Raw genomic sequence first — 25985 nt, forward strand, 5'->3', positions numbered from 1 at the left:
TTGTACAAAATTTCCGTTGAAAGTATGGCAAAGGTCAATAACTAGATTATTTTGGAGGGATAAGATTGGCATTTCCGAAGAAGGTAACGATACGCGAAGTAGGGCCTAGGGAAGGCATGCAAATTGAAAAGACATCAGTGTCTACTGAAGATAAGGTTAAAATAGTTGATTTGCTTTCTGAATGCAATTTTCCTGTCATTGAAGTTACTTCATTTGTGAGTCCGAAATGGGTGCCGCAGATGGCAGATGCGGAATTGATTGCTGAAGGCTTTAAAAGGAATCCAGGTACAGAGTACCAATGCATATACCTGAATTCGAAGGGGATTGAGAGAGCCAAAGCCACTGGGAAATTTGATTTGGAAGGTGTTCTTAGTATAATTGCAAGTGAAACATTTTCCAGAAAGAACACAAATCGGTCCATCGAAGAGACTTTCGATGAAATGGATGAACGCATTGCCGTGCTACGTGAGTTTAATGTTCCGATCAGCACAATTGCAGTTATGACAGCTTTTGGTTGTAACTATGAAGGGGATGTCGATCCGCAACATGTGGTTAGATTGATTTCTAGAACAATAGAAAAAGCAAACGCACAGGGTATTGATCCAGATCGTATCCTCCTTGGTGATACTGTTGGATGGGCAAATCCGGTTTCCACCGAGTACCTCGTGGGTCAAGTGCAAAATAGATGGCCAGAAAAAACCATTGTCTTACATTTGCATGATACCCGAGGGATGGGATTGGCCAACGCCTATGTTGGATTAAAGATGGGAGTCAGTCATTTTGATGCCTCAGTAGGAGGGTTAGGAGGATGCCCATTCGGTGGATCCAAGGGTGCTGCAGGAAACATTGCAACGGAAGAGCTTGTTCACATGTGCCACGAACTGGGTATCACCACCGGAATTGACTTGGAAAAGCTTATAGAGGTAACCCAGGAAGCGGAAAGGATTCTCGGACGCGAACTCCCAAGCAAGGTGGCCAAAGGGAGAAGCCTAGATTCCTATCGGCAGATACCTTCACGTTAATTCTTTCAACAGAAATTGACTTTATCATTTCCGCTTTGGTGATGTGATTTTGTTTTTACGAACAAATCACATCTCAGTATATCTGTTAGTAATGTTGGGGTGAAAAAATGCAAATTGGAGTACGTGGTCCTATCCATAAGTTTAATAGGAAGCGTTGCTCCAATTTTTTTATGCTACTTAACGGTCAGCTTTTAATATTTTAATCTTATCCTGAAATGAATACTCCTTTTTAAAAAGTAGGAGAGGGTACGCCACTTACTTAAATTGGATAGTTATTGGATAAACTTTTTTAGCATGGAGAGGCCCATATCATATCTTAGCTTCTCCGCTTTAAAACAATTGCCTCTTCTTGCAATCATTCAAGCTGCTGTTCCATAAGAACTTATCCCGTAACGAGCCATAAATTTCATCAGCCCAATTTGACTTGTGAATGCGGGATTTATTCTCCTTATTATTACCCTTGACTTTTTGGCTCTTGCATTGAATGGTTTTTGAAAGGAAGAATACGTTAAACCTGAAAGCATGCGGGCATAATTTAAACCCCTTTCTCTCAATTCTTTTTCCCTTCCTGAAAAGTTTAACTTTTCTATCACGATATCTTTTGAACAAAACCTGCGTAGTCGATCACTTGTTATATTGCATTCTTAAAGAAGCCATGACCTGTTCTTTTTTTTGCTATACATGGGAACATTGATCCTCCAGCTATGGATTGGATTTTCAAAACGATTCACTTCACAAATCATTTAAGATCGATTCCAATGAGTTGTCTCTGCTTTAGTTTGTTTCTCTATTCAAATTCAGGAAAAATCAGAATATTTTTAAAAAACCGTTGTACTAATAACCTAAAAAGGTATAAAATAACATTATGGATAACAAGGAGGTTATATAAAGTGACTGAAAATACTAATGTTTTAGTAACTGGATTTGCCCAGCTTCCAAAAGAAACAACTTTGTATGAGAGATATAAAACAATAACTGTCGTGTTAGTTATAAATGTTGAAACAGAAATTATTGAAGATGCAGAGTTTACATTTAGTGCAGACTTAACAAACTATTATTTAACCACTCTTTTAAGAGGATATGATTTAAAGAATGGAATAAATCCTTTAATTGATATCCTTCGAAGTCGTGTATTAATACCTTCACAAGGCGCTGTCATTCAATCTATCAGATCGGCTTGGGATCGATACAAAGAGTCGAAGGCAGCAATTTACGCTTATAAATAAGAAATGCTGGTTATCTATGGGGAAAGTCCTAACATTCTTTCTTAACTAATAGATGGAGGCCCAGCAACATGAGCGAAGGCTTATTGTTGCTGGGCCTCTATCTATTAGGATTTAAAATATACTTTTCCAAGGGGTCATTTAAATTCAATTGACAATCCTTTATTAACGATAAAACTAACCAACTTTTAACTATCAAGTTCACAAGAGAATTTGAAGATTACAAAGTTTCCCTCAGGATTAGAACTTTTCGGAAAATAAAATAAGAAGCTTGGTAAAGGAGGAAGATACATGAATATTTATGTTTTGTTGAAACGTACTTTTGATACAGAAGAAAAGATTTCGATTAAGGAAGGAAAAATCATTGAGGACAGCACAGAATATATTATTAATCCTTATGACGAGTATGCAATTGAAGAAGCCCTAAAATTAAGTGATGAACATGGCGGGGAAATCACCGTTGTCACCTTGGGTGAGGAGGAAGCGGAAAAAGAACTTAGAACAGCTCTTGCTATGGGTGCAGATAAAGCTGTGTTAATTGATGATGAAGATGTTGAAGAAGGAGATGAATTCTCTACTGCTGCTATTTTAAGCGCTTTTTTTAGAGATAAAGCAGTAGACATTATTTTAGCAGGAAACGTAACAGTAGATGGTGGTTCTGGACAAGTTGGTCCTAGGCTTGCTGAAGAATTGGGAATTTCTGCTGTAATAACGATTACGGACCTTATGATTGAGGGGAACAAAGTTGTGATTGAACGTGATATGGAAGGAGATGTTGAAATCCATGAAACAAAGCTTCCGATGCTTGTAACTTGCCAACAAGGGTTAAATGAACCTCGTTACCCTTCGCTGCCTGGTATTATGAAGGCTAAGAAAAAGCCGCTAGAAAGAATTGGATTAGATGATTTAGATTTGGATGAAGACGAAGTCCAATCAAAAACAAAAGTTGTAGAACGTTTCTTACCGCCAGTAAAAGGAGCAGGGAAGATTATAGAAGGAGATATGGAACAACAAGTAAAAGAGCTTGCATCGTTATTACAATCAGAAGCGAAAGTCATTTAATGGACTTTGGTATAGGAATTGTCAATAGGACAAATTAGGGGGAGTGAGCTATATGTCAAAAAAAGTTTTAGTGTTAGGGGAGTTACGTAAGGGAGAGTTGCGTCAAGTTTCGTTTGAAGCTATTGCTGCAGCAAAAACATTTGCAGACGGCGGCGAGGTAGTTGGTTTATTACTAGGTAGTGAGGTTACTAGTCTTGCCAATACCATGATTCAATATGGGGCTGATCGTATTTTAATTGCTGAACATCCTGATTTACGGGACTATACAACAGATGGGTACACTCAAGCGATTATGCAGGTATTGGAATCAGAAAAACCTGAAGGCTTCATTCTCGGACATACTTCCATCGGAAAAGATATTTCACCACGAATCGCTGCAAAGTTGAAAGCAGGCCTAATTTCTGATGCTGTTAATATTGAAATGAAAGGGGATGAGGTCGTCTTTACTCGTCCGATTTATTCAGGTAAAGCTTTTGAGAAAAAAGTAATCAAGGAGGGAATGATTTTTGCTACGATCCGTCCGAATAATATTGATTCTCTCGACAAAGATGAATCGCGTGCAGGAGAGGTATCAACAGTAAACGTTGAAATAAAAGATTTACGTACTATTGTAAAAGAAGTTATTCGTAAAACAGCAGGCGGGGTAGATCTATCCGAAGCAAAAATCATTGTTTCTGGAGGTCGGGGAGTGAAGAGCAAAGAAGGATTTAATATATTAATGGCATTGGCAAATGTGTTAGGCGGTGCAGTAGGAGCTTCTCGTGGTGCCTGCGATGCTGGATACAGTGACTATTCCTTACAAATTGGTCAAACCGGAAAAGTGGTAACGCCTGATCTTTATATTGCCTGCGGAATATCCGGAGCCATTCAACATGTAGCAGGTATGTCCAACTCCAAAATAATAGTAGCGATTAATAAAGATCCAGAAGCTCAGATTTTCCATGTAGCTGATTACGGAATTATAGGTGATCTGTTCGAGATAGTGCCAATGCTAACGGAGGAATTTGAAAAAATTACAATTGGTACCGGTGTTTAATGTTATATGGGAGTAGTTAACTCCTCCCATATTCGTCATTGAGAGGATGGAAAAGGATGTTATCATTGCTGAATTTACTTGCTTTCCTAGCAGTGGCTGGATATGCAGTCTATTTGTTTGTCAATCTAGTATATACTCGGTATTTGTTCATAAAGCTTGGCAAAAAAGCTGAGTTTGAACCAAAACTGAAAGAACGCTTCAACCTGATTTTAATCAACGGCTTCGGTCAGTCAAAATTATTCAAAGACAAGAAAAGCGGCTTTATGCATTTAATATTATTTTATACCTTCTTTATCATTCAAATTGGGCTTTTAGAACTCATCATAAAAGGATTTATTAAAGACTATGAATTTCCTTTTGGTGAAGGGCATAAATATTTCAGTCTGCTGCAGGAGTGGGCTACGTTCCTTATGCTGTTGGCTGTCGTATATGGATTCTACCGCCGTTATGGGGAAAAGTTAAAGCGGTTGCAATGGAAGCGTGATGGCAAAACGGCTTTTGTCTATATGGCCTTATGTACTTTAACCTCTTCAATCCTGCTTACATTGGGCTTCGAAGCAATTATGCTAAGTCATGAACCAAATCTTGAATATGCTCCATTCTCAGGTGCCATTGCATTGTTGTTCTCTGGCATCGGAACAACGGCAGGAACATTGTTGTTCTATGTATTTTGGTGGGTTCATATGTTGACTGTATTCTCATTTTTGGTATTTGTACCACAGTCAAAGCAATTTCATGAGTTATTTGCCATGGTCAATATCTTCTTTAAGAAAAGCGGTCCTGTGGGGAAATTAAGAAAGATTGATTTTGAGGATGAGACAGCTGAAGAATTCGGTGTCGGAAAAATCGAAGATTTTACTCAAGCTCAGTTGATTGATCTGTATGCTTGTGCAGAATGTGGACGATGCACAAATATGTGCCCAGCTTCGGGAACCGGAAAAACGTTATCTCCGATGGATCTCATTGTTAAGATGCGAGATCATTTGACAGAGAAAGGAGCAGCGGTGAGCTCAAGACAGCCTTGGGCGCCCTCGATTGCTTTTAAAAACAAAAGTGGGAATCAATTAGCACTTGCGGGAAGTAGTTCTCAAGAAGTAGCAGCAACCAACGAAAATGTGCGTTTAATAGGAGATGTCGTGACAGAAGACGAGATTTGGGCCTGTACAACCTGCCGTAACTGTGAGGATCAATGTCCAGTAATGAATGAGCATGTCGATAAAATTATTGATTTACGCCGTTACCTTGTACTAACAGAAGGTAAATTGAATCCAGATGCACAGCGTGCAATGACGAATATTGAACGTCAAGGAAATCCCTGGGGGATGAATCGTAAAGAACGAGCAAATTGGCGTGATGTAGAAGATGTGATGATTCCAACAGCCAAAGACTTGAAAAAATCAGGCGTAGAATTTGATTTTCTATTCTTTGTTGGTTCGATGGGCTCTTATGATACCCGCAGTCAGAAAATTACCCGCTCTCTTACACGCTTGATGCATCATGCGGGATTGAAGATGGCAATCCTCGGGAACGAAGAGAAGAACTCCGGCGATACTCCAAGACGTCTTGGAAATGAATTTTTATTCCAAGAATTAGCGAATGCCAATATTGATACCTTTAAAAAGTATGATGTGAAAAAAATTGTGACGATAGATCCTCACGCTTATAACACCTTAAAAAACGAATATCCTGAATTTGGTTTAGAAGGAAAGGTCTACCACCATACAGAATTGCTGGCGAACTTAATAAAAGAAGGAAAATTAAAGCCAGCCAATACTGTAAATGAAGTAATTACGTACCATGATTCATGTTATTTAGGACGCTACAATGAGGTATACGATGCCCCACGTGCCATTTTAAAAGCCATTCCTGGTGTAAAGGCTGTAGAACCAGAGCGGAAACGAGCAAATTCGATGTGCTGTGGAGCCGGCGGCGGCTTGATGTGGATGGAGGAGGATAAAGGAACCCGTATCAACATAGCGAGAACGGAACAACTACTCGAAACAAATCCCACCATCATCAGTACAGGCTGTCCTTATTGTTTAACAATGATTAGTGATGGAACAAAAGTAAAAGAACTAGAAGAAAAAGTACCCACGTTGGATATTGTTGAAATACTTGAAAAGTCAATATTCTAAAAAAGCTTTACCTTGTAACGATTCTTGGCGAGTAGATTATCCAAATGATAAAGAGTGAATCCTATAAGTTATATTATTCCTACCAAGTAATAAAACAACCTACAAGATCTCAAGGAATCTTGTAGGTTGTTTTATTGGTTAATAATTTAATTTTTTCTTCCAGTTTAAAGAGATTAAACTAGAAGAAATCGTGATAATAAAGAGTACAATTACAATAATAAATACGGTAAAGTAAGAACCCGTTGAATCGTAAATGTAACTGAATAATGTTGTACCGAATGCTACACCTAAGGTAGATGCTGACATAATTGTCGTATAAATTGATGCGTAATCACGTCCGCCAAATACTTCGCGGATTACTACTGGTGGAAGTAAGGTAGATCCAGAGAATCCTATCCCAAATAATAAAGCACCAGCATAAAGCATACCAATTCCGAATGAATCAGAAATAAGTAATGCGACTACACCAAGCATACCTCCGCCGATACCAGCAAATAGAGCTGCTTTAATACCAAATTTATCATTAATTGCACCAAGTAAGAATTTACCACCTGTTTGACCAATCGTTACACAAGTTACACCTGTAGCAGCCATCGTAGCTGTGAACCCTACTGATTGTACAAAGTTTGGTACGTGGAAACTAACTGTTGAAGCCAGACCGAAAAGCCCTGTGAATAACATAACCAAATAGAATGCTGAAGTTTTCATCGCAGCACTTTTCAAAATACCTGTTTCAGGTGTTTTTGGCACATTAGAAGCATTAGTATCTACTTCATCCGCACCATAAGCGGTCATATTTAGTTGTTCCGGCTTTGAACGAATAACAAAAATAGAGAATGGTAAGATTAGAATTGCAACGATTACACCTAATACCATATATGTTGACCGCCAACCAATCGACTCAATCAAACCGCCTGTAATTAGAGCGAAAATCGCGCCACCAACCCCCATGAACGCCATAGCGATACCTAAAGAAGTACCAACTTTTACTTTAAACCAGTTGTTCATGATTAAGGGAATTGAACCGTAAATTAAGAAAGTACTACCAATCCCTAATGCAATCCCAGAAATATAAAATGGGAAAACAGAATGATAAGTACCCATTAATCCAAATGCTAGCGCGTTAATAATACCAGCAATCGTTAAAATATAACGAATATCAAACTTATTTAATACTTTCCCTGCAAAAGGTAGTAAAATCGTGATTGTAAAGTACATTAATGATGTATATAAGCTAATTTCAGAAACCCCAACATTAAAGTCTTCTGCTACTGCACGGTATAGTAAACCAGCACAGCTAACGATAATTCCGACGCTTGCTGCATAAATCGCAGCACTAGCCACCATGATCCACCAAGCATAGTGAATTTTACCTTGCTTTTTCATATTTCCACCTCGTAATAAAAAGGAGAAGCAAGTACTATTGCTCCTCCATTTTGTAATTTTTGGTAGTTAAGCTGCTCAAATTATGAAATTTTATTGGATTGTGAATCCACCATCGATTGGTACAGCTGCACCACTTATGAATTTCGCTTCATCCGATGCTAAAAATACAGCTAAATCAGCCACTTGTTCTACTTGTCCGAATGTACGAGTTGGTATTAAATCTTTAGGAATACCAGCTAAAACATCTTTAACTAAAGGTGTTTCGATTGTTCCTGGACAAATTGCGTTAATTTTAATACCATAGCGTGCATATTCGGAAGATAAGTGCTTGGTATATCCAATTACTCCATGTTTAGTAGCTGTATAAGCAGCTCCGCCTTTACCTGCAACTAGACCTGCAACAGAAGCAATGTTAACGATTGAACCAGTACCACGTTCGATCATGCTTGGTAATACAGCATTTGAAAATTCAAATACACTTGTTAAGTTAATATTTAAGAAGAAATTCCATTGGTCTAATGTCGTATCTAATGATTTTTCATATTTATCAAATACACCTGCATTATTTACTAATACATCAACTGGACCGAATGTTTTTTCTGTTACTTTGACGCAATTTATAATATCTTCGGTATTCATAACATTTACTGCTACAGCGATGGCTTCTCCGCCAAATGCTTTAATTCCTTCAGCAACGGCTTGTGCACCTTCTAAATTTAAGTCTGCTACGACTACTTTTGCGCCTTCTTTCGCAAAACGAATAGCTTCCCCTTGCCCCATACCAGATGCTGCCCCTGTAATGACCGCTACTTTGTCTTTCAATCTCATTTTGGAACCCCCCATATTTTGTTCGCAATTTGTTCACATTTCAGTGACGATTACATTTTATACTTATTTTGATATAATGAAAAATACCAATTAATTATTTTGTTATAACTTCGGGTTATAAAGAAGAGAGGTTAATTATGGACCTAATTAAATTAAGATACTTTTATACAACAGCAAAATTGGAAAATGTTTCACTTGCCGCTAAAGAGCTATTGATTTCGCAACCAGCGTTAAGTAAGGCGATTGCAAACCTTGAGGCTGAACTAGAAATGGATCTATTTTTCCGTAGTGGTAAGCGCATTTCATTAAATGAAAATGGCACTTTTTTATTTAAACGAGCAGAGCGTATTTTCTCGGAAGTACATCATTTAGAGCGTGGATTGGAGGAGAGACGAGGTGAAGGGAGTGGTGATTTATCGATTGTAACAACACTTCCATATACATTTACAAATATCATAGATTCATTTTTTAATGAATACCCATATGTGAAATGTCGGCAAGTTCCGTTATCGAAAGAAAACTTGCAACAGTTTACTGAAAATGGAAAGTATGATGTGTGTATTACCACAGAGAAAATGGTACATCCGAATGTCGAGTGGGTGCCATTATTTGAAGAAGAAATATTTTTAACTGTACCAAAATCATTCAAAGAAATGAAAACAGGAACAATTGACTTGATGGAGTTAGATAACCTGCCATTTATAGGCTTAACAAATCAGTACAGTTTTCGTCAATTTACAGATCAATTTTGTAAATCAGTAGGATATACACCGATTTATCAAGTAGAAGTAGAAGAAGCAACAACGATTTTACAACTTGTAAAGAATGGACGAGGGGCAGCGTTTACACCCGAAACATCTGTTAATCTTTATGATGATAAAATAAAGCACTTAAAAATTGAAAATGAGAAGTTTACACGTACTATTGGCTTATTAAAGCATCGTTATTTATACCCTACAAAAATTTCAAAGGCTTTCGTTGCGCATTGTCATATATATTTTCAGAGTATTAAAAAGGATAAATAAAACTATTTTTTGGAAGTGTAGGAAAATTATTATTTTATCAATATTCGAGGGCTTAACACGTAAAAGATTTAATAAATGATCTACCGCAATCAGCGCTTTTCTGTGATGGGACAGATTTTAGAAAAACACATAATAATATTCGAACACACAAAACATCTTATGTGAATAAATGACCAATTTGTAAGAATCAATTTATGATGCGTAAAGGAAAAATCCTCCTTTAAATTAAGAGAAGTAGTAAGAATTTTTTTAAAAGAAAAAACCTGATTTACCTACAGAAACATCTGAAATAAGTATTAAAGTTGAAATTGATATGCCTAATAATAAATAGTAAATATAAACGAGGAATAACAAAACCGTCTATCTAAAATAGACGGTTTAAATTTGGTGAACCAAAAAGGGGTAGATTTCTTCCTAATTGCACTATATTCTTTTCTTCACCTGATTATCTATTACAGACATAAATCCTTGTGTTCCCTCACCAGGCATGAATTGGATAAAACTTTTACTGCTTTTTTCTCATGCATCCATTCCGTGATCAATTCATATCTAATAATGTTATTAGATGGGATACGCTGCTAATGTATTCTCGGACAGCTGAAATGTAGCCAATTAATAAGTTAACCCTATAGGGGACAGTCAGGAAAAACCGAATTTACAACGTTAAGGAAACTTATAGTTTCTGATTGTGCCCATTAATAATTAAGAACAGAAGCTGCAACAATAAACATTACAAAACAAGATGGCGAAATCTTTAAGATTTCGCCGTCTCTTTTACTATGGTTTATAATTTCCCTATGTTCATTCGTCGCTTATTTTAAAGCTGATAAACTTCTGCTCCATCATTTCTTGCATCGCATATTTGATGCCTTCCCGGCCAACACCGCTGTCCTTCCAGCCGCCATAAGGCATATTATCAATTCGGTAAGTTGGAATATCATTGATTACGACTCCGCCTGTTTCCAAGCGTTCCGCCGCATAAAAAGCTCGTTCTATACTCGGTGTCATCACTCCTGAGTTCAATCCGTAACGCGAATCATTTGCATCATTGATCGCATCATCCAGCGTGTCGAATGGGAAAATGCAGACAATTGGACCAAATACTTCGAAACGAAATACCTTTGAGTCACGATTTACATTGGTTAAGACGGTAGGCAATAGGACATTGCCTTCCACTGTACCTCCACACTCAATTTTTGCTCCTTCTTGTACTGCTTCGTCAATCCAACTTTGTAACCGTTTGATTGATTTTTTTGAAATAACCGCTGTAATATTTGTATTTTCCTCCAGAGGGGAACCGATGACAAGCTGTTTTGTTGCACTGACGAATCGATCTAAAAATTGTTGGTATAGTGATTTGTGGACATAAATTCGTTGAATCGAGATGCACACCTGCCCATTATTCGTAAATGAACCCATCACACTTCGTTGAATGATTTTATCGATGTCGACACCTTCATCAATGATGAAAGGCGAATTGGATCCGAGTTCAAGTGTAAGCTTACGGAAGCCTGCCTGCTGCTGGATAAGGTGTCCGACCTCTACACTGCCTGTGAAAGTCACTTTTTTTACATGTGGATGGGTCGTCAACGCTTCGCTTAAAACATCCCCTTTGCCCGGTATGATGTTCAATACTCCATCAGGCAACCCTGCTTCTTTAAAAATATCGGCCAGAACCAGTGCACTCAACGGGGTTTGTTCGGCAGGTTTTAACACAATCGAATTTCCAGCGGCAATAGCTGGACCAACTTTATGGGCGACCAGGTTAAATGGAAAGTTAAATGGGGTAATCGCGGTAACGACGCCAATCGGGGTGCGAACCGTGAATCCAAAACGGTTTACCCCACCCACTGCAGCATCCATCGGGATTTGTTCTCCATAATTATTCTTTGCCGCTTCTGCAGCAAAACGATAGGTCTGAACCGTACGATTCATTTCTTCACGAGCATTTCGAATCGTTTTCGCAGCCTCTAGAGAAATGGTTTTCGCAAGTTCTTCACTGCGTTCTTCCATGATTGCGGCAGCTTTAAATAAAATTTCTGCTCGTGCATGAGCCGGGTAGGTTCGGTATTTCTGAAAAGCTGCATTTGCTTCGACAATCGCTTCAACGGCATCCGCTGGTTCAGCCTGTCCGATTTGTGCAATTTCTTCGTTTGAATGGGGATTATATAATGGCTCATATGATTTAGCCTCCCGCCATTTACCACCAATCCACAATTGCCACTTTTTCTTCATCTGAAATCCCTCCAATAATATCTGCCTTTATAATTTACAAATATAATCACCTAGTGTTTTCGAGAGCTTTACATTTTCCGAATAATCGACATCCACATCAATCAAGACAATTTCCTGACTCGAAACCGCTTCTTCCAATGCATGAAGCAATTCATCGGAGTGGGTTACTTTCACTCCTTTGACCCCAAAACTTTTTGCGAAGCCTAAGAAGTCTGGGTCTGTAAATTCAATCGCATTCGTACGGTCAAATTTATTCAATTGCTTCCACTCAATTAGGCCGTATTTTGAATCATGGAAAATGACTATCACGAAGGCAAGACCTAGCCGTTTTGCAGTTGCCAATTCAACCCCATTCATCAGAAATCCGCCATCCCCTGTAACCGCAATGACAGGTTTATCAGGTTTAGCCAGTTTGGCTGCAATTGCGCCGGGAATAGCAATTCCCATCGATGCAAAGCCATTAGAAATGATAGTGTGATTTGGCATTTCCGGCTGATACATCCGGGCCATCCATAATTTATGGGCTCCCACATCCGAAATGACAATGGCATTGCCCTTTTCCGCCCTTTTCAAATCAGCGATAATTCGCTGAGGGATGATAGGGCTTCCTGATACATCATCCGAAGAATGAAGTTTTTCTATGATTTGAGATCTTAGCTTTTTCACTTCAGGCCAAAGCTCTTTTTCTACTACACCAGTTGACAAGGCTTCAAGTCCCTCCGTAACGTTCCCGACCAATTCGGCTTGAACGGGGTAATAAGCATCAATCTCAGCCGGTCGAGCATCAATATGAATAATCGGATTCATTGCCTTATCGTTCCAATACTTTGGCAAATACTCGACGAAGTCATAGCCGACGGTGATAATAAGATCGGCCAAATCAAACCCGCAAAGAACATAATCCCTTGCTTGCATCCCTACTGTAAAAAGGGTCAATGGATGGTTGGAAGGTAAAACTCCTTTGGCCATGAACGAATTCACAACGGGAATTTGCTTCTCTTCTGCAAATTTCCGTAATGACTCAGCAGCTTCATCGCGGACTACGCCATTACCAGCTAGAATAATAGGCTTTTTTGCGCGATTTATTAATTCGACGGCTTTTTTGATTTCTTCCTCTGCAGGGCGGGATCTAGGCATTGGTGTAACCGGAAGAGGTTCACCCTCAGTATCCATCATCGCCACATCTTCGGGGAGTTCGATATGAACAGCTCCCGGCTTTTCTATGACTGCGGTTTTAAATGCTTTACGGATAATTTCCGGAATCGTATGCGGCACCTTGATTTGTTGATTCCATTTCGTTACTTCCTTAAAAACCCCAATAATGTCGACATATTGATGCGACTCCTTATGAATTCGATCAAGGCCGGCCTGACCTGTGATCGCGACAACAGGGGAATAATCCAGATAAGCGCTTCCTATCCCTGTCAATAAATTGGTTGCACCAGGTCCCAATGTACCTAAGCAGACGCCAGGCTTTCCAGTTAGCCGGCCATAGATGTCTGCCATGAAAGCTGCAGCTTGTTCATGATGAACCAAGATGAATTTAATATTAGAGCTTATTAGAGAATCGATAAGATCCGTATTTTCCTCTCCAGGTATCCCAAAAATATACTGAACCCCTTCATTCTCCAAACATCTTATAAACAAATCAGATGCCTTCAAATTATTCCCTCCTAAGACCATTTCGATTTCTTCATTTCTTTCCCTATATTTTGGCTTTGTCTATTAGAAATTATGTACTTGCGTATTGTTAAAAACCATTTGGAACATATAAAGAAATTCAGGTTTTAGTAAATTAACCTTAATAGTCATAACTGGGAGAAGTAAAATGGAAATCGCAAGTCGTTTATTTTTCAACTTATTTATTATTGTTGCACTTGTTGTAATGGCACTTATCCTTTTTAAATTCTATTTATAATATCCAAAACAGGACATTGGTCGGAAGGGAAATTTAAAATCTGAAGGGAAATGGTAAGGTAGTTCGGATGCACAAAAAAAAGGGAGATGGAGCTATGAAGAAATTACTTACTGGTTTGGTAGTATTAGCAATGGCCCTTGGGATATCTTTTTCCACTGCTTCAGCGTCAGCTGGAGGATTTCACCATCCCGAAAGCTGGGATAAAAACTCTATTTTGCGGAAGGACTCTCATGGGGTGGAAATCAGGAATATGCAGTATATCCTGAATGTCATGGGTTTTTATACGGATTCAGCAGTGGTTGACGTAGATGGAATTTTTGGACCAAAAACCGAAGCGGGTGTAAAGAAATATCAAAAAGAAAACAACTTGAAAGTGGATGGTGTGGTTGGCCCCCGGACGTGGGATAGCTTCTCGCAATATATTAAGAAGTATGGCAATGAAACCTATGGGGCAGGCGGAAACATGGGACTAAGAATTAAATGGAAGTACGACAATTCTTCCTATACATCCGGCTCTAAAGCTTATATTTACGGTAATGGGGATACATTAAGCGACCAATATCGCTTGTATGCGAATTAAGATACAGGAAGGACCAATGAATTTTCCCTTCATAATAAAAACGTGCCCATATATAGGCACGTTTTTATTTTTGGCTTTCACGAGGTGATTTTTATGTTCTACCTTGACGGAAACTTTAGCTCAAGCGGGTATTTCAATTGCCTCTACTGTACCTATCGATATTTCCACAATTTCAATCCCATTGCTTCATGAAAAGGTATAGATGTCTCGCTTGTAAATGACAGCATAACGGATCATTGGGACACATTTGGCACAGGGACGTGCTTTACAAAGCTAATCTGATGGCTGAACGTTTCGCTTGGATTGATTGTGCAGTGGTCTTTAAGACGGGACTTTGGTTTTATTAATAGAAGTAAATACCTCTTAATTCAGAGGGGGAACGAGTTTGGCCGACCATTGGGGATATAGCGGATGCTGTTTTTGCGGAAGCTAGCTGTTCAGCGAAAGCAGTCGCAAGACGTTCAAGTCGCTTTGCGGTTATGCATAAAGGGAAAATTGTTTCAGGATCTTTCAATCGAATCTTGGCAAAAAATTAAAATAAAAACGCAAAAGCTGCCGGATATGGTGGCTTTTATTTTTTAATAAAAGTTTGAATGAAACGGCTTGACAATATACCCCTATAGGTATAATATGAACTCACAAGTTAAGTTTGCAAATTCACGAGAAAAATGCTTGAACTTACGAGTAAAATACGCAAATTCACGAGTAAAGCACAAAGGCTCATTAGGTTGAGAATATTGATTAAGAGGTTTTGCATATTCAGTATGTCTAATTGAACTTAGGGCTTTGCTTCATAATCGGAAAAGGAAATAAGATAATCAGTTGAGGTTTGTAATTGCATTTGTAAATAGATGGGTGGGCAGAGTATGGAGTATGATAAAAGTGTCATTAATCGCTTAAAGCGGATTGAAGGACAAATCAAGGGTGTACTTGGAATGATGGAGCAAGGAAAGGATTGCAGGGAAATCGTCACTCAGTTGTCGGCTGCACGTAATGCTATCGATAGGACAATGGGTGTTATTGTAAGTGAAAATCTCGAACAATGCGTTCGGGAAAACGTTGTGAAAGGCGAAGGCACAGATCATCTAGTCAAGGAAGCGGTTAATTTACTGATAAAAAGCAGGTAATGGAATTTGACCTGACCTTTAGAAAAAGGAGTGTTATTCATGACTTATATTTTACAAGTGGATTTTAAAATGGAGGGACCATTTGGCCACGAAATGGTAAAAGAATTTACTGATTTAGCAAAAAGCATTAATGATGAAGAAGGATTGATCTGGAAGATTTGGACCGAAGACAATGAGGCAAAGCAAGCTGGTGGCATTTATCTGTTTGAATCGAAGGCATCCGCAAGTAAGTACTTGACTATGCATACAGCTCGGTTAAAAGGGTTTGGTATCGAGAAGGTTAATGGAAAAATATTCGAAGTGAATGAAGGTTTGACTTCCATCAATCATGGACCAATTAAATAAAGAAAAACCTATTCCATTCATTTTTTTTAGTGAAGTAGGTTGACGAACTATATTTTTTAGCATAATATATACCCCGTAGGGTATAAGGGAATGGAAATATCGATCAGGGGGAAAACATAATGACTGAAAAGAAAAGAACGACGATCGTTTTATTTAGTGGTGATTATGATAAGGCAATGGCTGCTTATATCATTGCAAATGGGGCGGCGGCTTACGATCATGAAGTGACCATCTTCCATACATTCTGGGGATTGAATGCCTTAAGGAAGGATGAGCCGGTTTCATTAAAAAAAGGATTCCTGGAGAAAATGTTTGCAAAAATGATGCCCCGTGGTTCAGATAAAATGGGACTGTCAAACATGAACTTTGCTGGAATGGGTCCGAAAATGATCAAGCACGTGATGAAAAAGCATAACGCCATGTCACTCCCGAATTTAATTGAGTTGGCCCAAGAACAAGATGTGAAACTGATTGCCTGTACGATGACGATGGATTTATTGGGCTTACAGCAAGAGGAATTAATGGATGGAATAGAATATGCAGGTGTAGCGGCATATTTAGCCGAAGCAGAAGATGGAAATGTAAACTTATTTATCTAAATTGGGGTACTGGAGGGATGAGTTCAAATGGGAACTATATTTAATCTCATCATATTGGGTCTCATCGTTTGGTTTTTATATCAGCGATTTGTCCCGGCAAAGGGGATAAAAAATATAAATGCGGCTGAGTTAAAAGCTGAGCTGAATAACAAAGGAAATAAGCAATTCATTGATGTCCGTACTCCTAATGAATATAGGGGCAATCATATTAAGGAGTTTAAAAATATACCTTTAAGCGAACTTGGCAAAAGGGCACAAGAACTTTCTAAAGATAAAGAGGTGGTTGTGATCTGCCAAAGCGGGATGCGGAGCAGTAATGCATGTAAAGCTTTGAAAAAACTCGGATTTAATGAAGTCACCAACGTAAAAGGCGGCATGAGTTCTTGGCGCGAATAAAAGGGGGATCTTATAAAGATGAGAGAAATTTTACCGAATGAAGTGAATGCATTATTGAATGGAAGCTCGCCAGTCCATATTATTGATGTGCGGGAGGTGGATGAAGTAAAGGCAGGGAAAATACCAAATGCTTTGAACATCCCGCTGGGTCTTGTGGAATTTAGAATGCAGGATCTGGATAAATCAAAAGAATATATCATGGTCTGCCGGTCAGGAGGCAGAAGTTCAAGGGCCGCACAGATACTTGAGGGTCATGGATATAAAGTGTTGAACATGGTGGGTGGTATGAATGAATGGGAAGGTCCCACAGAATAATTTTAAATTCAAATATACCCCTACCCCTATAAAGGAAACAAGGAGGAACTAAAATGATTAAAACAAATTCCGTTTTGGATGCTAAAGGTTTTGCATGTCCCATGCCAATCGTAAAAACGAAAAAAGCCATGAATGGCCTGGGAGAAGGGGAAGTACTGGAAGTTCAAGCGACTGATAAAGGGTCAACTGCCGATATGAAAGCCTGGGCGGAAAGTACAGGTCATCAATATTTAGGTACAGTTGAAGAAGGAACCACCCTAAAACATTATCTTCGGAAAGCAAGCGGAGAAGAAACAGAAGTGAAGAAGCATGAAAAAATCATATCAAATGAAGAACTTCTTCAAATGATGGAAGAAAATCGAAATATGATTCTTCTGGATGTCCGAGAATCAGCAGAGTATGCTTTTCATCACATTCCAGCAGCGAAATCCCTTCCAATGGGTGAATTGGAACACCGTATGGGTGAACTTGATAAAGAGTCAGAGATTTTCGTGATTTGCCGTTCTGGCAGCCGAAGTGATCTTGCTGCACAAAAGCTGACGGCGGCTGGATTTGAACAGGTATTCAATGTTGTACCAGGCATGAGCCAATGGAACGGACCTACACAAAAATCCGTTGATGAATAAAGGTGACCCTAGAATGGAGGAAAATATCATGACTAACAAAGTAGCAATAATCGCAAGTAATGGTGGAGTATTTGACGCGTATAAAGTGTTTAACATCGCAACGGCAGCTGCTGCAACAGATCAAGAAGTGGCCATTTTCTTTACTTTTGAAGGCTTGAATTTAATTCATAAAGAAGCGAATGGACAACTACCATTGCCTGAAGGTAAGGAGCATTTTGCCGAAGGCTTTAAAAAGGCTAATGTTCCTTCAATTCCGGAATTAGTTACAATGGCACAGGAAATGGATGTCAGGTTTATTGGGTGTCAAATGACCATGGACGTTTTAGGCATGGAAAAGGAAGCTTTCGTTGACGGTATCGAAGTAGGCGGGGCGATCACATTTTTAGAGTTCGCTAAAGATGCTGATGTTACATTAACCTTTTAATGAAGGTAAAAATTTTTGTGAACTTTAATACTATGGGGGGGTATGCAGAATGGCGTTTAAGCAAATGACAGCCGCTGAGGTTTCAAAGAAAGTAATTAATAAAGCGGACTTATTTATTTTGGATGTTCGAAATGAAAGTGACTTTAATGATTGGAAAATTGAAGGGCAGAACTTTAAATTCCTTAATATCCCTTACTTTGATCTACTGGATGGCGTGGAAGAAATCCTCGATCAAATCCCGGCCAATAAAGAAATCCTGGTAGTATGTGCAAAGGAAGGCTCATCTGTCATGGTAGCTGAAATGCTATCTGAAGCTGGATTGGATGTTTCTTATTTGAAGGGCGGAATGAAAGCATGGAGTGAACACTTAGAACCAGTGAAAATTGGGAATTTGAATAATGGCGGAGAAATCTATCAATTTGTACGTCTTGGTAAAGGTTGTTTATCTTACATGGTCGTTTCTAATGGTGAAGCAGCAGTTATTGATTCCACAAGAATGACTGATATCTACCTTGATTTTGCCGATAGTATTGGAGCGAAGATCACTCACGTATTGGATACACACTTACATGCAGATCATATTTCAGGTGGAAGACAAATAGCAGAAAGTTCAAATGCAACTTACTGGCTGCCACCAAAAGATGCAACAGAAGTGACCTTTGAATATCAGCCATTAGAAGGCGGAAATGTGGTTACGATTGGTCATACAGCTATCAATATTCATGCTCTATACTCACCGGGCCACACGATTGGTTCCACCTCATTTGTAGTCGATGAAAAATACTTGCTTTCCGGGGATATTCTATTCATCGATTCCATTGGTAGACCAGACTTAGCAGGATTGGCTGAGGATTGGGTAGGAGACTTGAGAGAAACACTTTATACTCGCTATAGAGAATTGTCAAACGAGTTAATTGTACTGCCATCTCACTTTATGATCATTGAAGAATTAAATGAAGACGGAAGTGTTGCGAAGGAATTAGGAACGTTATTTGCAGAAAATCATGGTTTGAACATTGCTGACGAAACAGAATTCAGAGAGTTGGTTACAGGAAACTTACCTCCTCAGCCAAACGCGTATCAAGAAATCCGCAAAACGAATATGGGGAAAATCACCCCTGATGAGGAACAACAGCGCGAAATGGAAATTGGACCAAACCGCTGTGCGGTTCGTTGAACATAAAAAAAGATTATATACTAAGAAAACAGGAGAGATGTATGATGAATTCAGATAAAATGTTAGATGCAAAGGGACTTGCTTGTCCAATGCCGATTGTTAGAACAAAGAAGGCTATGAATGATTTACAATCTGGTCAAGTATTAGAAATACATGTGACAGATAAAGGCGCCAAAGCAGATTTAGCTGCATGGTCAAAATCTGGTGGTCATGAGCTAGTGAAAACTGCAGAAGAAAATGAAGTTCTAAAATTTTGGATTAAAAAAGGCTGATAATGATAAGGGAACCTTATAGGTTCCCTTCTTTTCGAGGAGGCAATAAAAATGGAAATTACGTTTATCATTACTATCTTTTTGATAGGATTTATTGGTTCATATATTTCAGGAATGCTAGGTATAGGCGGATCCATCATTAAATACCCAATGCTTTTGTATATACCACCACTTTTCGGTTTAGCGGCTTTTAGTGCTCATGAAGTCTCAGGAATAAGTGCCGTCCAAGTATTATTTGCATCCATAGGCGGTGTCTGGGCTTATCGTAAAGGTGGCTATCTAAATAAGACGCTCATCATCTATATGGGTGTCAGTGTACTCATAGGTAGTGTAATTGGGAGTTTTGGATCGCAATCCATGTCTGAAGACGGGATAAATATTGTGTATGGCCTACTTGCTCTAATAGCAGCTGTCATGATGTTTATACCTAAAAAAGGAATAGATGATGTTCCAATGGATCAAGTAACCTTCAACAAATGGCTCGCAGCAACTCTAGCCTTGATTGTCGGTTTGGGTTCAGGGATTGTAGGTGCTGCCGGTGGATTCTTATTAGTTCCAATAATGTTGGTTGTCTTAAAAGTCCCAACTAGGGTAACGATCGCCTCTTCCTTAGCGATTACATTCATTTCATCGATTGGCGCAACGGTAGGGAAAGTTTCAACAGGGCAAGTTGACTTCTACCCTGCCTTGATCATGGTTATAGCAAGCTTAATAGCGTCTCCTCTAGGAGCGATGGCTGGTAAAAAAATGAATACAAAAATACTTCAAGTCATCTTAGCTCTATTAATTCTAGCAACGGCTGTGAAAATTTGGATGGGTATTTTATCTTAAGATTTTTGGGAATATTGGACCCTTCCGACCTTGACAGGGAAGGGGTCGTGGATTCCAATCCCTCACAGGTCATCAACTATCAAAGGCTCAAATCCTTGATATCACAAGGGTTTGGGTCTTTTTTGTTTATAAACAGTCCACCTATCATCTATACCTGGTTAGACCCTTTAGGAATCGGGGGGCGTTCTCTTCTTACAAACAATCCAAACAAAGATGGTTGTTTTCAATGCCTATTTAAAGACCCGGAGGATAGCAGTATCTTAGTCTCCAACAGGGCATCTTTTGCCGCCCTGACCAGTTCTTTGGGAAGAACCTGACAGGTTGTTAATCAGTTTTCACGCTATATGGTTCGCTTGATGCGCTACAAACGGCTATTCTAACAAGCAGATTAGCCATCAAAACATTACAAGGAGAAGAACCTGGCAATCCCTTGCTTTCATGGAAGGGAGAAGATGATGAGATGGTTTCTCAAGGAAAAGGGTCAGTAATAGATAAGAATTAAGCAGCGAGCAGATTTTGCAAACGAAATATTTGATAAGGTTCACAACTGTCCAGTTTGTAGGAATGGGTGAGACAGAAGAATTTTAACATTGATACGAAGAGAGTCATTAAAATAAGCGATAAAGTAAATGCCTTATTTCGTGAATACCGGCAAATCGGAAATAAGGATATGGAAGCTGGGGCGTGTTGTTAGGTAGGTTTATTCAGTCTTCATTAGATGTTGTGGTCGACCGGGGAATAGCCCCGATGAAAAGGGATATTCGAAAGCGATATTTTTTTAAAAAACACCGGGATGACCACCAAGAAATCGTCTAAAGAAACCGTCATATAGCTGTCCTTTTTTATATTATTTATTAGCGGTAGCCTCAATACCCGTAACTGCCCTCGTATCCACCCTATACAACTACTTCAACAACGATTAAGAGAAGACCCATAGTGTTAAAAGTGTTTGGAATTCTTTTCCGGTGGCTAGGTAATGGAAATTTGTTTCTAGAACTTTGCATATAATGATGGGGGAGAAGAGTTCTTTAGATCTTTTCGGTAGTTGAAATTGGAAAACCTTTCCGGTAACATATATTAAGAATCATATTATAGGAGGTTGTCCATTGGCTTTACAAATTAAAGAAGTTACGAAAAAATTCGGGGAATTCACAGCTGTCAACCAGCTTGATTTAACTATTCCCGAGAAAGAAATGTTCGGTTTTTTAGGTGGGAACGGTGCGGGGAAAACGACAACGTTCCGAATGATACTCGGCCTGCTTGACCCGACTGAAGGGGAAGTGACCTGGGATGGTAACAAAATCGATTATAAGACCAGTTCATTGATTGGCTATCTTCCTGAGGAACGCGGACTATATCCAAAACTGAAGGTCCGTGATCAAATTGTGTATTTGGCTAGATTAAGAGGAATGAACAAAAGGGATGCTATGAAAGAGTTGGAGTATTGGCTAGACCGCTTTATGGTTCCCGAGTATATTGATAAGCGAGTTGAAGAACTTTCAAAGGGAAATCAGCAAAAAATCCAGCTAATCGCATCCATGATTCATAAACCTGAATTACTTATCCTTGACGAACCCTTCAGCGGACTGGATCCCGTGAATGTGGAAATTCTGAAGAAAGCCGTCATCGACTTAAGGGACAGCGGTACGACAATCGTTTTCTCGAGCCATCGCATGGAGCATGTTGAAGAGATGTGTGAGCATCTTTGCATCATGCATAAAGGTTCCCCTGTTGTGGCTGGAAAATTAAAAGAAATCAAGCGTTCTTTTGGTAAAAAGAATGTGTCAATTAAAGCTGATTTTGATTTATCCTTTTTGGATAATTATTCAGGTGTAACAAAAGTAAAGAACACGATGGAAGGGAAAATTCTTCAAGTCACTGGAGAAGATGTGGCTGAGAACATGATTCGTGATCTTGTTCCAAGAGGTTTCGTGCGTAAATTCGAATTGGAAGAACCATCGCTAACGGATATTTTCATTGAAAAAGTGGGTGCCGTCTATGAATAACTTTTGGATTGTCCTTTCCCATACATATCTATCAAAATTAAAAACGAAATCCTTTATCATTTCTACAATCATTATGATGGCCCTGATTCTTGTCCTTACGAATATTTCGAATCTTATTGATAAATTCGACAGTGATGATCAGGAAAAGGTTGCCGTCATCGATAAGACTGAAGGTAGCTTATTTGATTCTTACAAAAAAGCGGTAGCAGGTGTGAACGATGACTTATCGATAATATCCGCCAAGGATGAAAAGGAAGCGGAGGAAATGGTCAGCACGGATGATATCGTTGGCTATTTGTTAATCGAAAAGGATGAAACCGTAGGCTTCAAGGGAACGTATAAAGCGAATCAAATTTCAGATTCTGCGGTAAGTAATGATTTGCTTTTAGCGCTCACCCAATTGAAGGGTCAAATAACTGCGAAGGAATTGAATTTGACAGAACAGCAAATCGCTCAATTGAATACGCCGCCAGCATTTGATACGATTGCGCTTGCGAAAAATGCAAAAACGGAAGAGGATCTCAATCAAGCACGCGGTCTCGTGTATGTGCTCCTATTCGTCATTTACTTCGGTGTATTGATGTATGCAACGATGATTGCAATGGAAGTGGCTACTGAGAAAACATCACGGGTCATGGAAATCCTGATTTCAAGTGTCCCCCCAGTCACACAGATGTTTGCCAAAATAATGGGGGTAGCCTTGCTTAGTCTTACACAAATGATTTTATTTTTTGGAGTGGGCTATTTCTCGATTAAACAAAACTTGACTGGTATGGATGAAGGATTCTTTTCATTTTTCGGTTTCGGAAGCACCGATATCTCAACAATCATTTATGCGATCATTTTCGCTTTGCTTGGTTATTTTCTGTACGCGACTCTTGCGGCATGTCTTGGGTCCGTTGTCAGCAAAATTGAAGATGTCCAGCAAATGATTTCACCGATGACCATGTTGGTCGTCATTGCCTTCATGATTGCGATGTTTGGATTGGGGAATCCGTCAGCGAGTTATATTACGATTACATCATTCATTCCATTTTTCACGCCAATGATCATGTTCTTGCGCGTAGGGATGCTTGAAGTTCCATTCTGGGAAATCGCCATCAGCATTGCTGTGTTGATCTTAACCATTGTTTTACTTGGAATTATCGGAGCAAAAATCTATCGTGGTGGAGTCTTGATGTACGGAAGCTCAAAATCATTGAAAAGCATCAAAAATGCCTTGCAATTATCAAAGAAAAATTAACATGAAACCTGGATCCTTCATTTCTCTTGGAGGAATTCAGGTTTTTTACTAAGATAATAATATCAATTTATCAAAAAGGAACGAAAAGCGACATAGATATAAGGGAATATAAATATATTCCATTTAGGCAACCATGATTAGGAGTGATATATTATGAGCAATCTGGTAACGTTGACGATAGCTTCAGAAGCGTTTCTCTTGCTATCTTTCATCATTATTATTTTATCAAGCAGAAGTCTGAAAATGAACGTTCTCTGGGTCATCCTGCTCATAATTGGAGGGGCACCGCTTCTATATTTAGCTATTGATCATGTGAAAAACGATTATATGGATGCAAATATCGGATTGGGCCTCGCCTTTATGTTTACCTGGATATATAGTGCAGTGGCCTTTATCGTTGCCATCATTCTTTTAGTGAAGAAGAAAAGGAATAATAATATTTCAAAAGAACAGTAATATTCCCATTATCCAATCAAGTTCCCGTTTTTAATTAGATTTTTTAGCTTTGAAGATATATAGGTTCCACATTCTTAAAAATCATAGTTCTTTTAAAAGGAGTTCGTTCAGTCATCAATTATTCATCCTTTACCTATATTTGAATTAATGCATGATATAGGTAATCATGATGGTTTTTATAATGGAAGTGTAAAAGCTGCCGATGAGGGAGCTTTTTTTCCTTTCCGATAAGGTCGTTCATGTAATTAATATTTTTACTAAGGTTCTGACTGAATGTGAATTTTCTCTCCTTTATAAAATAATTTTTTGCCTAAGAAAACTAAAATATCAAATTAGACTAAGGTTTATAGCAAAAGCTTGTCTCCATTCATAGGATAAAGAAAGGCTGAAATCAATGTTTTTGGATTCAGCTTTCCCAAACGGGTTTTAAGTGTGGTTTCCCTATTTTGTCATGACAAAAAAAGGCGATGCTTCCGCCCGTTTTAGGGGTAATATGAAGGGAGAGGCTAGAATTGCCAAATGTTCAATTAGTACCCTTCCAAGTAGAAGGAATAACAGAAACCACTTCGGAAGTTCCAAGAGGTATTAAAATGATTCGTGCACGCTCTATTTGGAGAGAAGGGTTTAAGGGTGAGAACATTGTAGTAGCCGTAATCGATTCAGGATGCCAATCAGATCACCCTGATTTAATTGGTCAAATTATTGGAGGATATAATTTCACGGAAGATTATTATGGTGATCCCTTCAACTTTGCCGATAATAACGGACATGGGACTCATGTCAGCGGAACCATTGCAGCAGCAGAAAATGGTTTTGGAGTTGTAGGTGCAGCACCTAAAGCGAAGTTGCTGGTACTTAAGGTTTTAAATGGATCAGGAGAAGGAACAACAGAAAGCATTACTTCCGCTATTAATTACGCTGTCAATTGGACAGGCCCTAAAGGTGAAAAAGTAAGGGTTATCTCTATGTCATTAGGGGGACCGGATGATGACCCGGCCTTACATTCGTCGATTATAAACGCCGTTCAATCTAATATAATGGTCGTGTGTGCCGCGGGTAATGAAGGTGATGGAAATGCCGAAACAAACGAGTACAGTTATCCAGCTGCATACGAGGAAGTTGTGGCAGTAGGCTCAGTTAACCTGCGTGAACGTATATCAAGATTTAGTAATTCTAATGGTGAAGTGGATTTAGTTGCACCAGGGGAGAAAATTGTATCAACCTTTCCTGGTAACCAATTTGCCGTCTTATCTGGTACATCCATGGCTGTACCACATGTGTCAGGGGCTGTTGCGCTTTTGATAAATAAATTTGAAACAAAACTTGGCCGTAAGTTAACAGAGGTAGAAGAATTTAATGAACTCTTAAATAATACAGTTTCACTGGGCAAACCAAAGACTCAAGAAGGGCATGGAATGCTGAAACTAAATTACCAGAAATTAGAAAATATAAAAAAGATTTTAAGGGAGTTTACTTAACCTTACAGATAGAGAAAAGGTAAGTATATGATCCTAATTTCATGTATATGGGGTTAGAAACTCAATTAAAAAATGATACAAACCAACCCTCTGAGAGTAACTAAGGGTTTTTTTTTATGTAAATTTTTTGTTTAGAACTATAACGAAAATAAAACTCTAGATGTTACAAGGAGCTTCTACTTTATAACTTTCTATATTTCTCTGGCACTCTGGAATCGAATAAAGGAACTTCTTTTCTTA

At 38.8% G+C, this 25985-nt stretch carries 25 protein-coding genes; 21 read left to right on the forward strand and 4 right to left on the reverse strand.

Annotation, left to right across the window (positions count from 1 at the left end; translation table 11 throughout):
* Positions 1–65: 65 nt before the first annotated feature.
* From ACFRAK_RS13250 to ACFRAK_RS13270, 5 genes are all read left to right on the forward strand, one after another.
* Entirely contained in the window at positions 66–1022 is a 957-nt protein-coding gene (locus tag ACFRAK_RS13250) for a hydroxymethylglutaryl-CoA lyase (RefSeq protein ID WP_387595545.1), read from the forward strand.
* Positions 1023–1912: 890 nt separating this feature from the next.
* On the forward strand, positions 1913–2248 hold the full coding sequence (locus ACFRAK_RS13255; protein ID WP_394571849.1) for a DUF3870 domain-containing protein: 336 nt from the start codon (positions 1913–1915) through the stop codon (positions 2246–2248).
* 288 nt (positions 2249–2536) lie between these two features.
* On the forward strand, positions 2537–3307 hold the full coding sequence (locus tag ACFRAK_RS13260; protein ID WP_387595551.1) for an electron transfer flavoprotein subunit beta/FixA family protein: 771 nt from the start codon (positions 2537–2539) through the stop codon (positions 3305–3307).
* A 52-nt stretch (positions 3308–3359) separates the two neighbouring features.
* Entirely contained in the window at positions 3360–4343 is a 984-nt protein-coding gene (locus tag ACFRAK_RS13265) for an electron transfer flavoprotein subunit alpha/FixB family protein (protein WP_394571850.1), read from the forward strand.
* A 56-nt stretch (positions 4344–4399) separates the two neighbouring features.
* A complete protein-coding gene (locus tag ACFRAK_RS13270) occupies positions 4400–6478 on the forward strand; it encodes a (Fe-S)-binding protein (protein ID WP_394571851.1) in 2079 nt (692 codons plus the stop codon).
* Between the two features lie 138 nt (positions 6479–6616).
* Here the strand turns inward: ACFRAK_RS13270 and ACFRAK_RS13275 are convergent, their stop codons facing one another.
* Positions 6617–7864 (reverse strand): MFS transporter, encoded by a 1248-nt coding sequence (locus tag ACFRAK_RS13275; protein ID WP_394571852.1) that lies wholly within the window; start codon positions 7862–7864, stop codon positions 6617–6619.
* Positions 7865–7954: 90 nt separating this feature from the next.
* Positions 7955–8692, reverse strand: a complete 738-nt coding sequence (locus tag ACFRAK_RS13280; protein ID WP_387595563.1) for an SDR family NAD(P)-dependent oxidoreductase — start codon at positions 8690–8692, stop codon at positions 7955–7957.
* A 137-nt stretch (positions 8693–8829) separates the two neighbouring features.
* Here ACFRAK_RS13280 and ACFRAK_RS13285 point away from each other — a divergent pair, with 137 nt between their 5' ends.
* Positions 8830–9717 carry a LysR family transcriptional regulator gene (locus ACFRAK_RS13285; protein WP_387595566.1) on the forward strand — a complete coding sequence of 296 codons (888 nt, stop codon included), beginning with the start codon at positions 8830–8832 and terminating at the stop codon, positions 9715–9717.
* 801 nt (positions 9718–10518) lie between these two features.
* Here ACFRAK_RS13285 and ACFRAK_RS13290 read toward each other — a convergent pair.
* Both ACFRAK_RS13290 and ACFRAK_RS13295 read right to left on the reverse strand, forming a co-directional pair.
* Positions 10519–11952, reverse strand: coding sequence for an aldehyde dehydrogenase family protein (locus ACFRAK_RS13290; RefSeq protein ID WP_394571853.1), 1434 nt, complete (start codon positions 11950–11952; stop codon positions 10519–10521).
* 27 nt (positions 11953–11979) lie between these two features.
* Complete coding sequence (locus ACFRAK_RS13295) at positions 11980–13614, reverse strand: acetolactate synthase large subunit (protein WP_394571854.1); 1635 nt, start codon at positions 13612–13614, stop codon at positions 11980–11982.
* 350 nt (positions 13615–13964) lie between these two features.
* On the opposite strand from ACFRAK_RS13295, the gene ACFRAK_RS13300 reads away from it, so the two are divergent.
* The 15 genes from ACFRAK_RS13300 to ACFRAK_RS13370 all read left to right on the forward strand — a co-directional run bounded on the left by ACFRAK_RS13300 (position 13965) and on the right by ACFRAK_RS13370 (position 25745).
* Complete coding sequence (locus tag ACFRAK_RS13300; RefSeq protein WP_260288855.1) at positions 13965–14450, forward strand: peptidoglycan-binding domain-containing protein; 486 nt, start codon at positions 13965–13967, stop codon at positions 14448–14450.
* A gap of 866 nt (positions 14451–15316) precedes the next feature.
* Positions 15317–15577 carry a metal-sensitive transcriptional regulator gene (locus ACFRAK_RS13305; RefSeq protein WP_098373111.1) on the forward strand — a complete coding sequence of 87 codons (261 nt, stop codon included), beginning with the start codon at positions 15317–15319 and terminating at the stop codon, positions 15575–15577.
* A gap of 39 nt (positions 15578–15616) precedes the next feature.
* The gene (locus tag ACFRAK_RS13310) at positions 15617–15922 is read left to right on the forward strand and encodes a monooxygenase (protein ID WP_369619062.1); all 306 of its coding nucleotides are present in this window, start codon (positions 15617–15619) and stop codon (positions 15920–15922) included.
* A 119-nt stretch (positions 15923–16041) separates the two neighbouring features.
* Positions 16042–16521 carry a DsrE/DsrF/DrsH-like family protein gene (locus tag ACFRAK_RS13315; protein WP_353871877.1) on the forward strand — a complete coding sequence of 160 codons (480 nt, stop codon included), beginning with the start codon at positions 16042–16044 and terminating at the stop codon, positions 16519–16521.
* A gap of 27 nt (positions 16522–16548) precedes the next feature.
* Complete coding sequence (locus ACFRAK_RS13320; RefSeq protein WP_387595578.1) at positions 16549–16917, forward strand: rhodanese-like domain-containing protein; 369 nt, start codon at positions 16549–16551, stop codon at positions 16915–16917.
* An 18-nt stretch (positions 16918–16935) separates the two neighbouring features.
* A complete protein-coding gene (locus ACFRAK_RS13325) occupies positions 16936–17232 on the forward strand; it encodes a rhodanese-like domain-containing protein (RefSeq protein ID WP_387595580.1) in 297 nt (98 codons plus the stop codon).
* A 53-nt stretch (positions 17233–17285) separates the two neighbouring features.
* Entirely contained in the window at positions 17286–17858 is a 573-nt protein-coding gene (locus ACFRAK_RS13330; protein ID WP_260288860.1) for a sulfurtransferase TusA family protein, read from the forward strand.
* A 28-nt stretch (positions 17859–17886) separates the two neighbouring features.
* On the forward strand, positions 17887–18282 hold the full coding sequence (locus ACFRAK_RS13335; RefSeq protein WP_387595584.1) for a DsrE/DsrF/DrsH-like family protein: 396 nt from the start codon (positions 17887–17889) through the stop codon (positions 18280–18282).
* A gap of 49 nt (positions 18283–18331) precedes the next feature.
* Positions 18332–19459: an MBL fold metallo-hydrolase gene (locus tag ACFRAK_RS13340; RefSeq protein WP_387595587.1), complete on the forward strand. Its 1128-nt coding sequence runs from the start codon at positions 18332–18334 to the stop codon at positions 19457–19459.
* A 44-nt stretch (positions 19460–19503) separates the two neighbouring features.
* Entirely contained in the window at positions 19504–19731 is a 228-nt protein-coding gene (locus ACFRAK_RS13345) for a sulfurtransferase TusA family protein (RefSeq protein ID WP_192204419.1), read from the forward strand.
* Positions 19732–19782: 51 nt separating this feature from the next.
* Positions 19783–20562, forward strand: a complete 780-nt coding sequence (locus tag ACFRAK_RS13350) for a sulfite exporter TauE/SafE family protein (protein WP_192204420.1) — start codon at positions 19783–19785, stop codon at positions 20560–20562.
* A gap of 1106 nt (positions 20563–21668) precedes the next feature.
* On the forward strand, positions 21669–22568 hold the full coding sequence (locus ACFRAK_RS13355; RefSeq protein WP_192204421.1) for an ABC transporter ATP-binding protein: 900 nt from the start codon (positions 21669–21671) through the stop codon (positions 22566–22568).
* Complete coding sequence (locus ACFRAK_RS13360; protein WP_387595592.1) at positions 22561–23811, forward strand: ABC transporter permease; 1251 nt, start codon at positions 22561–22563, stop codon at positions 23809–23811. The genes ACFRAK_RS13355 and ACFRAK_RS13360 overlap by 8 nt, the downstream gene beginning before the upstream one ends.
* Positions 23812–23964: 153 nt before the next feature.
* On the forward strand, positions 23965–24267 hold the full coding sequence (locus ACFRAK_RS13365) for a hypothetical protein (RefSeq protein ID WP_387595595.1): 303 nt from the start codon (positions 23965–23967) through the stop codon (positions 24265–24267).
* 512 nt (positions 24268–24779) lie between these two features.
* Positions 24780–25745, forward strand: coding sequence for a S8 family peptidase (locus tag ACFRAK_RS13370; protein WP_387595598.1), 966 nt, complete (start codon positions 24780–24782; stop codon positions 25743–25745).
* The last annotated feature ends 240 nt before the right edge of the window (positions 25746–25985 follow it).

The sequence above is a fragment of the Peribacillus sp. NPDC056705 genome (genome assembly GCF_043656335.1).

Excerpts from the sequence above, each read along its gene's own strand:
- ACFRAK_RS13335 (WP_387595584.1), top strand. The coding sequence starts at position 17,887 with ATGACTAACAAAGTAGCAATAATCGCAAGTAATGGTGGAGTATTTGAC.
- ACFRAK_RS13340 (WP_387595587.1), top strand. The coding sequence starts at position 18,332 with ATGGCGTTTAAGCAAATGACAGCCGCTGAGGTTTCAAAGAAAGTAATT.
- ACFRAK_RS13280 (WP_387595563.1), bottom strand. The coding sequence starts at position 8,692 with ATGAGATTGAAAGACAAAGTAGCGGTCATTACAGGGGCAGCATCTGGT.
- ACFRAK_RS13315 (WP_353871877.1), top strand. The coding sequence starts at position 16,042 with ATGACTGAAAAGAAAAGAACGACGATCGTTTTATTTAGTGGTGATTAT.
- ACFRAK_RS13290 (WP_394571853.1), bottom strand. The coding sequence starts at position 11,952 with ATGAAGAAAAAGTGGCAATTGTGGATTGGTGGTAAATGGCGGGAGGCT.
- ACFRAK_RS13270 (WP_394571851.1), top strand. The coding sequence starts at position 4,400 with ATGTTATCATTGCTGAATTTACTTGCTTTCCTAGCAGTGGCTGGATAT.
- ACFRAK_RS13305 (WP_098373111.1), top strand. The coding sequence starts at position 15,317 with ATGGAGTATGATAAAAGTGTCATTAATCGCTTAAAGCGGATTGAAGGA.
- ACFRAK_RS13285 (WP_387595566.1), top strand. The coding sequence starts at position 8,830 with ATGGACCTAATTAAATTAAGATACTTTTATACAACAGCAAAATTGGAA.
- ACFRAK_RS13310 (WP_369619062.1), top strand. The coding sequence starts at position 15,617 with ATGACTTATATTTTACAAGTGGATTTTAAAATGGAGGGACCATTTGGC.
- ACFRAK_RS13330 (WP_260288860.1), top strand. The coding sequence starts at position 17,286 with ATGATTAAAACAAATTCCGTTTTGGATGCTAAAGGTTTTGCATGTCCC.
- ACFRAK_RS13275 (WP_394571852.1), bottom strand. The coding sequence starts at position 7,864 with ATGAAAAAGCAAGGTAAAATTCACTATGCTTGGTGGATCATGGTGGCT.
- ACFRAK_RS13360 (WP_387595592.1), top strand. The coding sequence starts at position 22,561 with ATGAATAACTTTTGGATTGTCCTTTCCCATACATATCTATCAAAATTA.
- ACFRAK_RS13260 (WP_387595551.1), top strand. The coding sequence starts at position 2,537 with ATGAATATTTATGTTTTGTTGAAACGTACTTTTGATACAGAAGAAAAG.
- ACFRAK_RS13350 (WP_192204420.1), top strand. The coding sequence starts at position 19,783 with ATGGAAATTACGTTTATCATTACTATCTTTTTGATAGGATTTATTGGT.
- ACFRAK_RS13345 (WP_192204419.1), top strand. The coding sequence starts at position 19,504 with ATGAATTCAGATAAAATGTTAGATGCAAAGGGACTTGCTTGTCCAATG.
- ACFRAK_RS13300 (WP_260288855.1), top strand. The coding sequence starts at position 13,965 with ATGAAGAAATTACTTACTGGTTTGGTAGTATTAGCAATGGCCCTTGGG.
- ACFRAK_RS13265 (WP_394571850.1), top strand. The coding sequence starts at position 3,360 with ATGTCAAAAAAAGTTTTAGTGTTAGGGGAGTTACGTAAGGGAGAGTTG.
- ACFRAK_RS13365 (WP_387595595.1), top strand. The coding sequence starts at position 23,965 with ATGAGCAATCTGGTAACGTTGACGATAGCTTCAGAAGCGTTTCTCTTG.
- ACFRAK_RS13320 (WP_387595578.1), top strand. The coding sequence starts at position 16,549 with ATGGGAACTATATTTAATCTCATCATATTGGGTCTCATCGTTTGGTTT.
- ACFRAK_RS13325 (WP_387595580.1), top strand. The coding sequence starts at position 16,936 with ATGAGAGAAATTTTACCGAATGAAGTGAATGCATTATTGAATGGAAGC.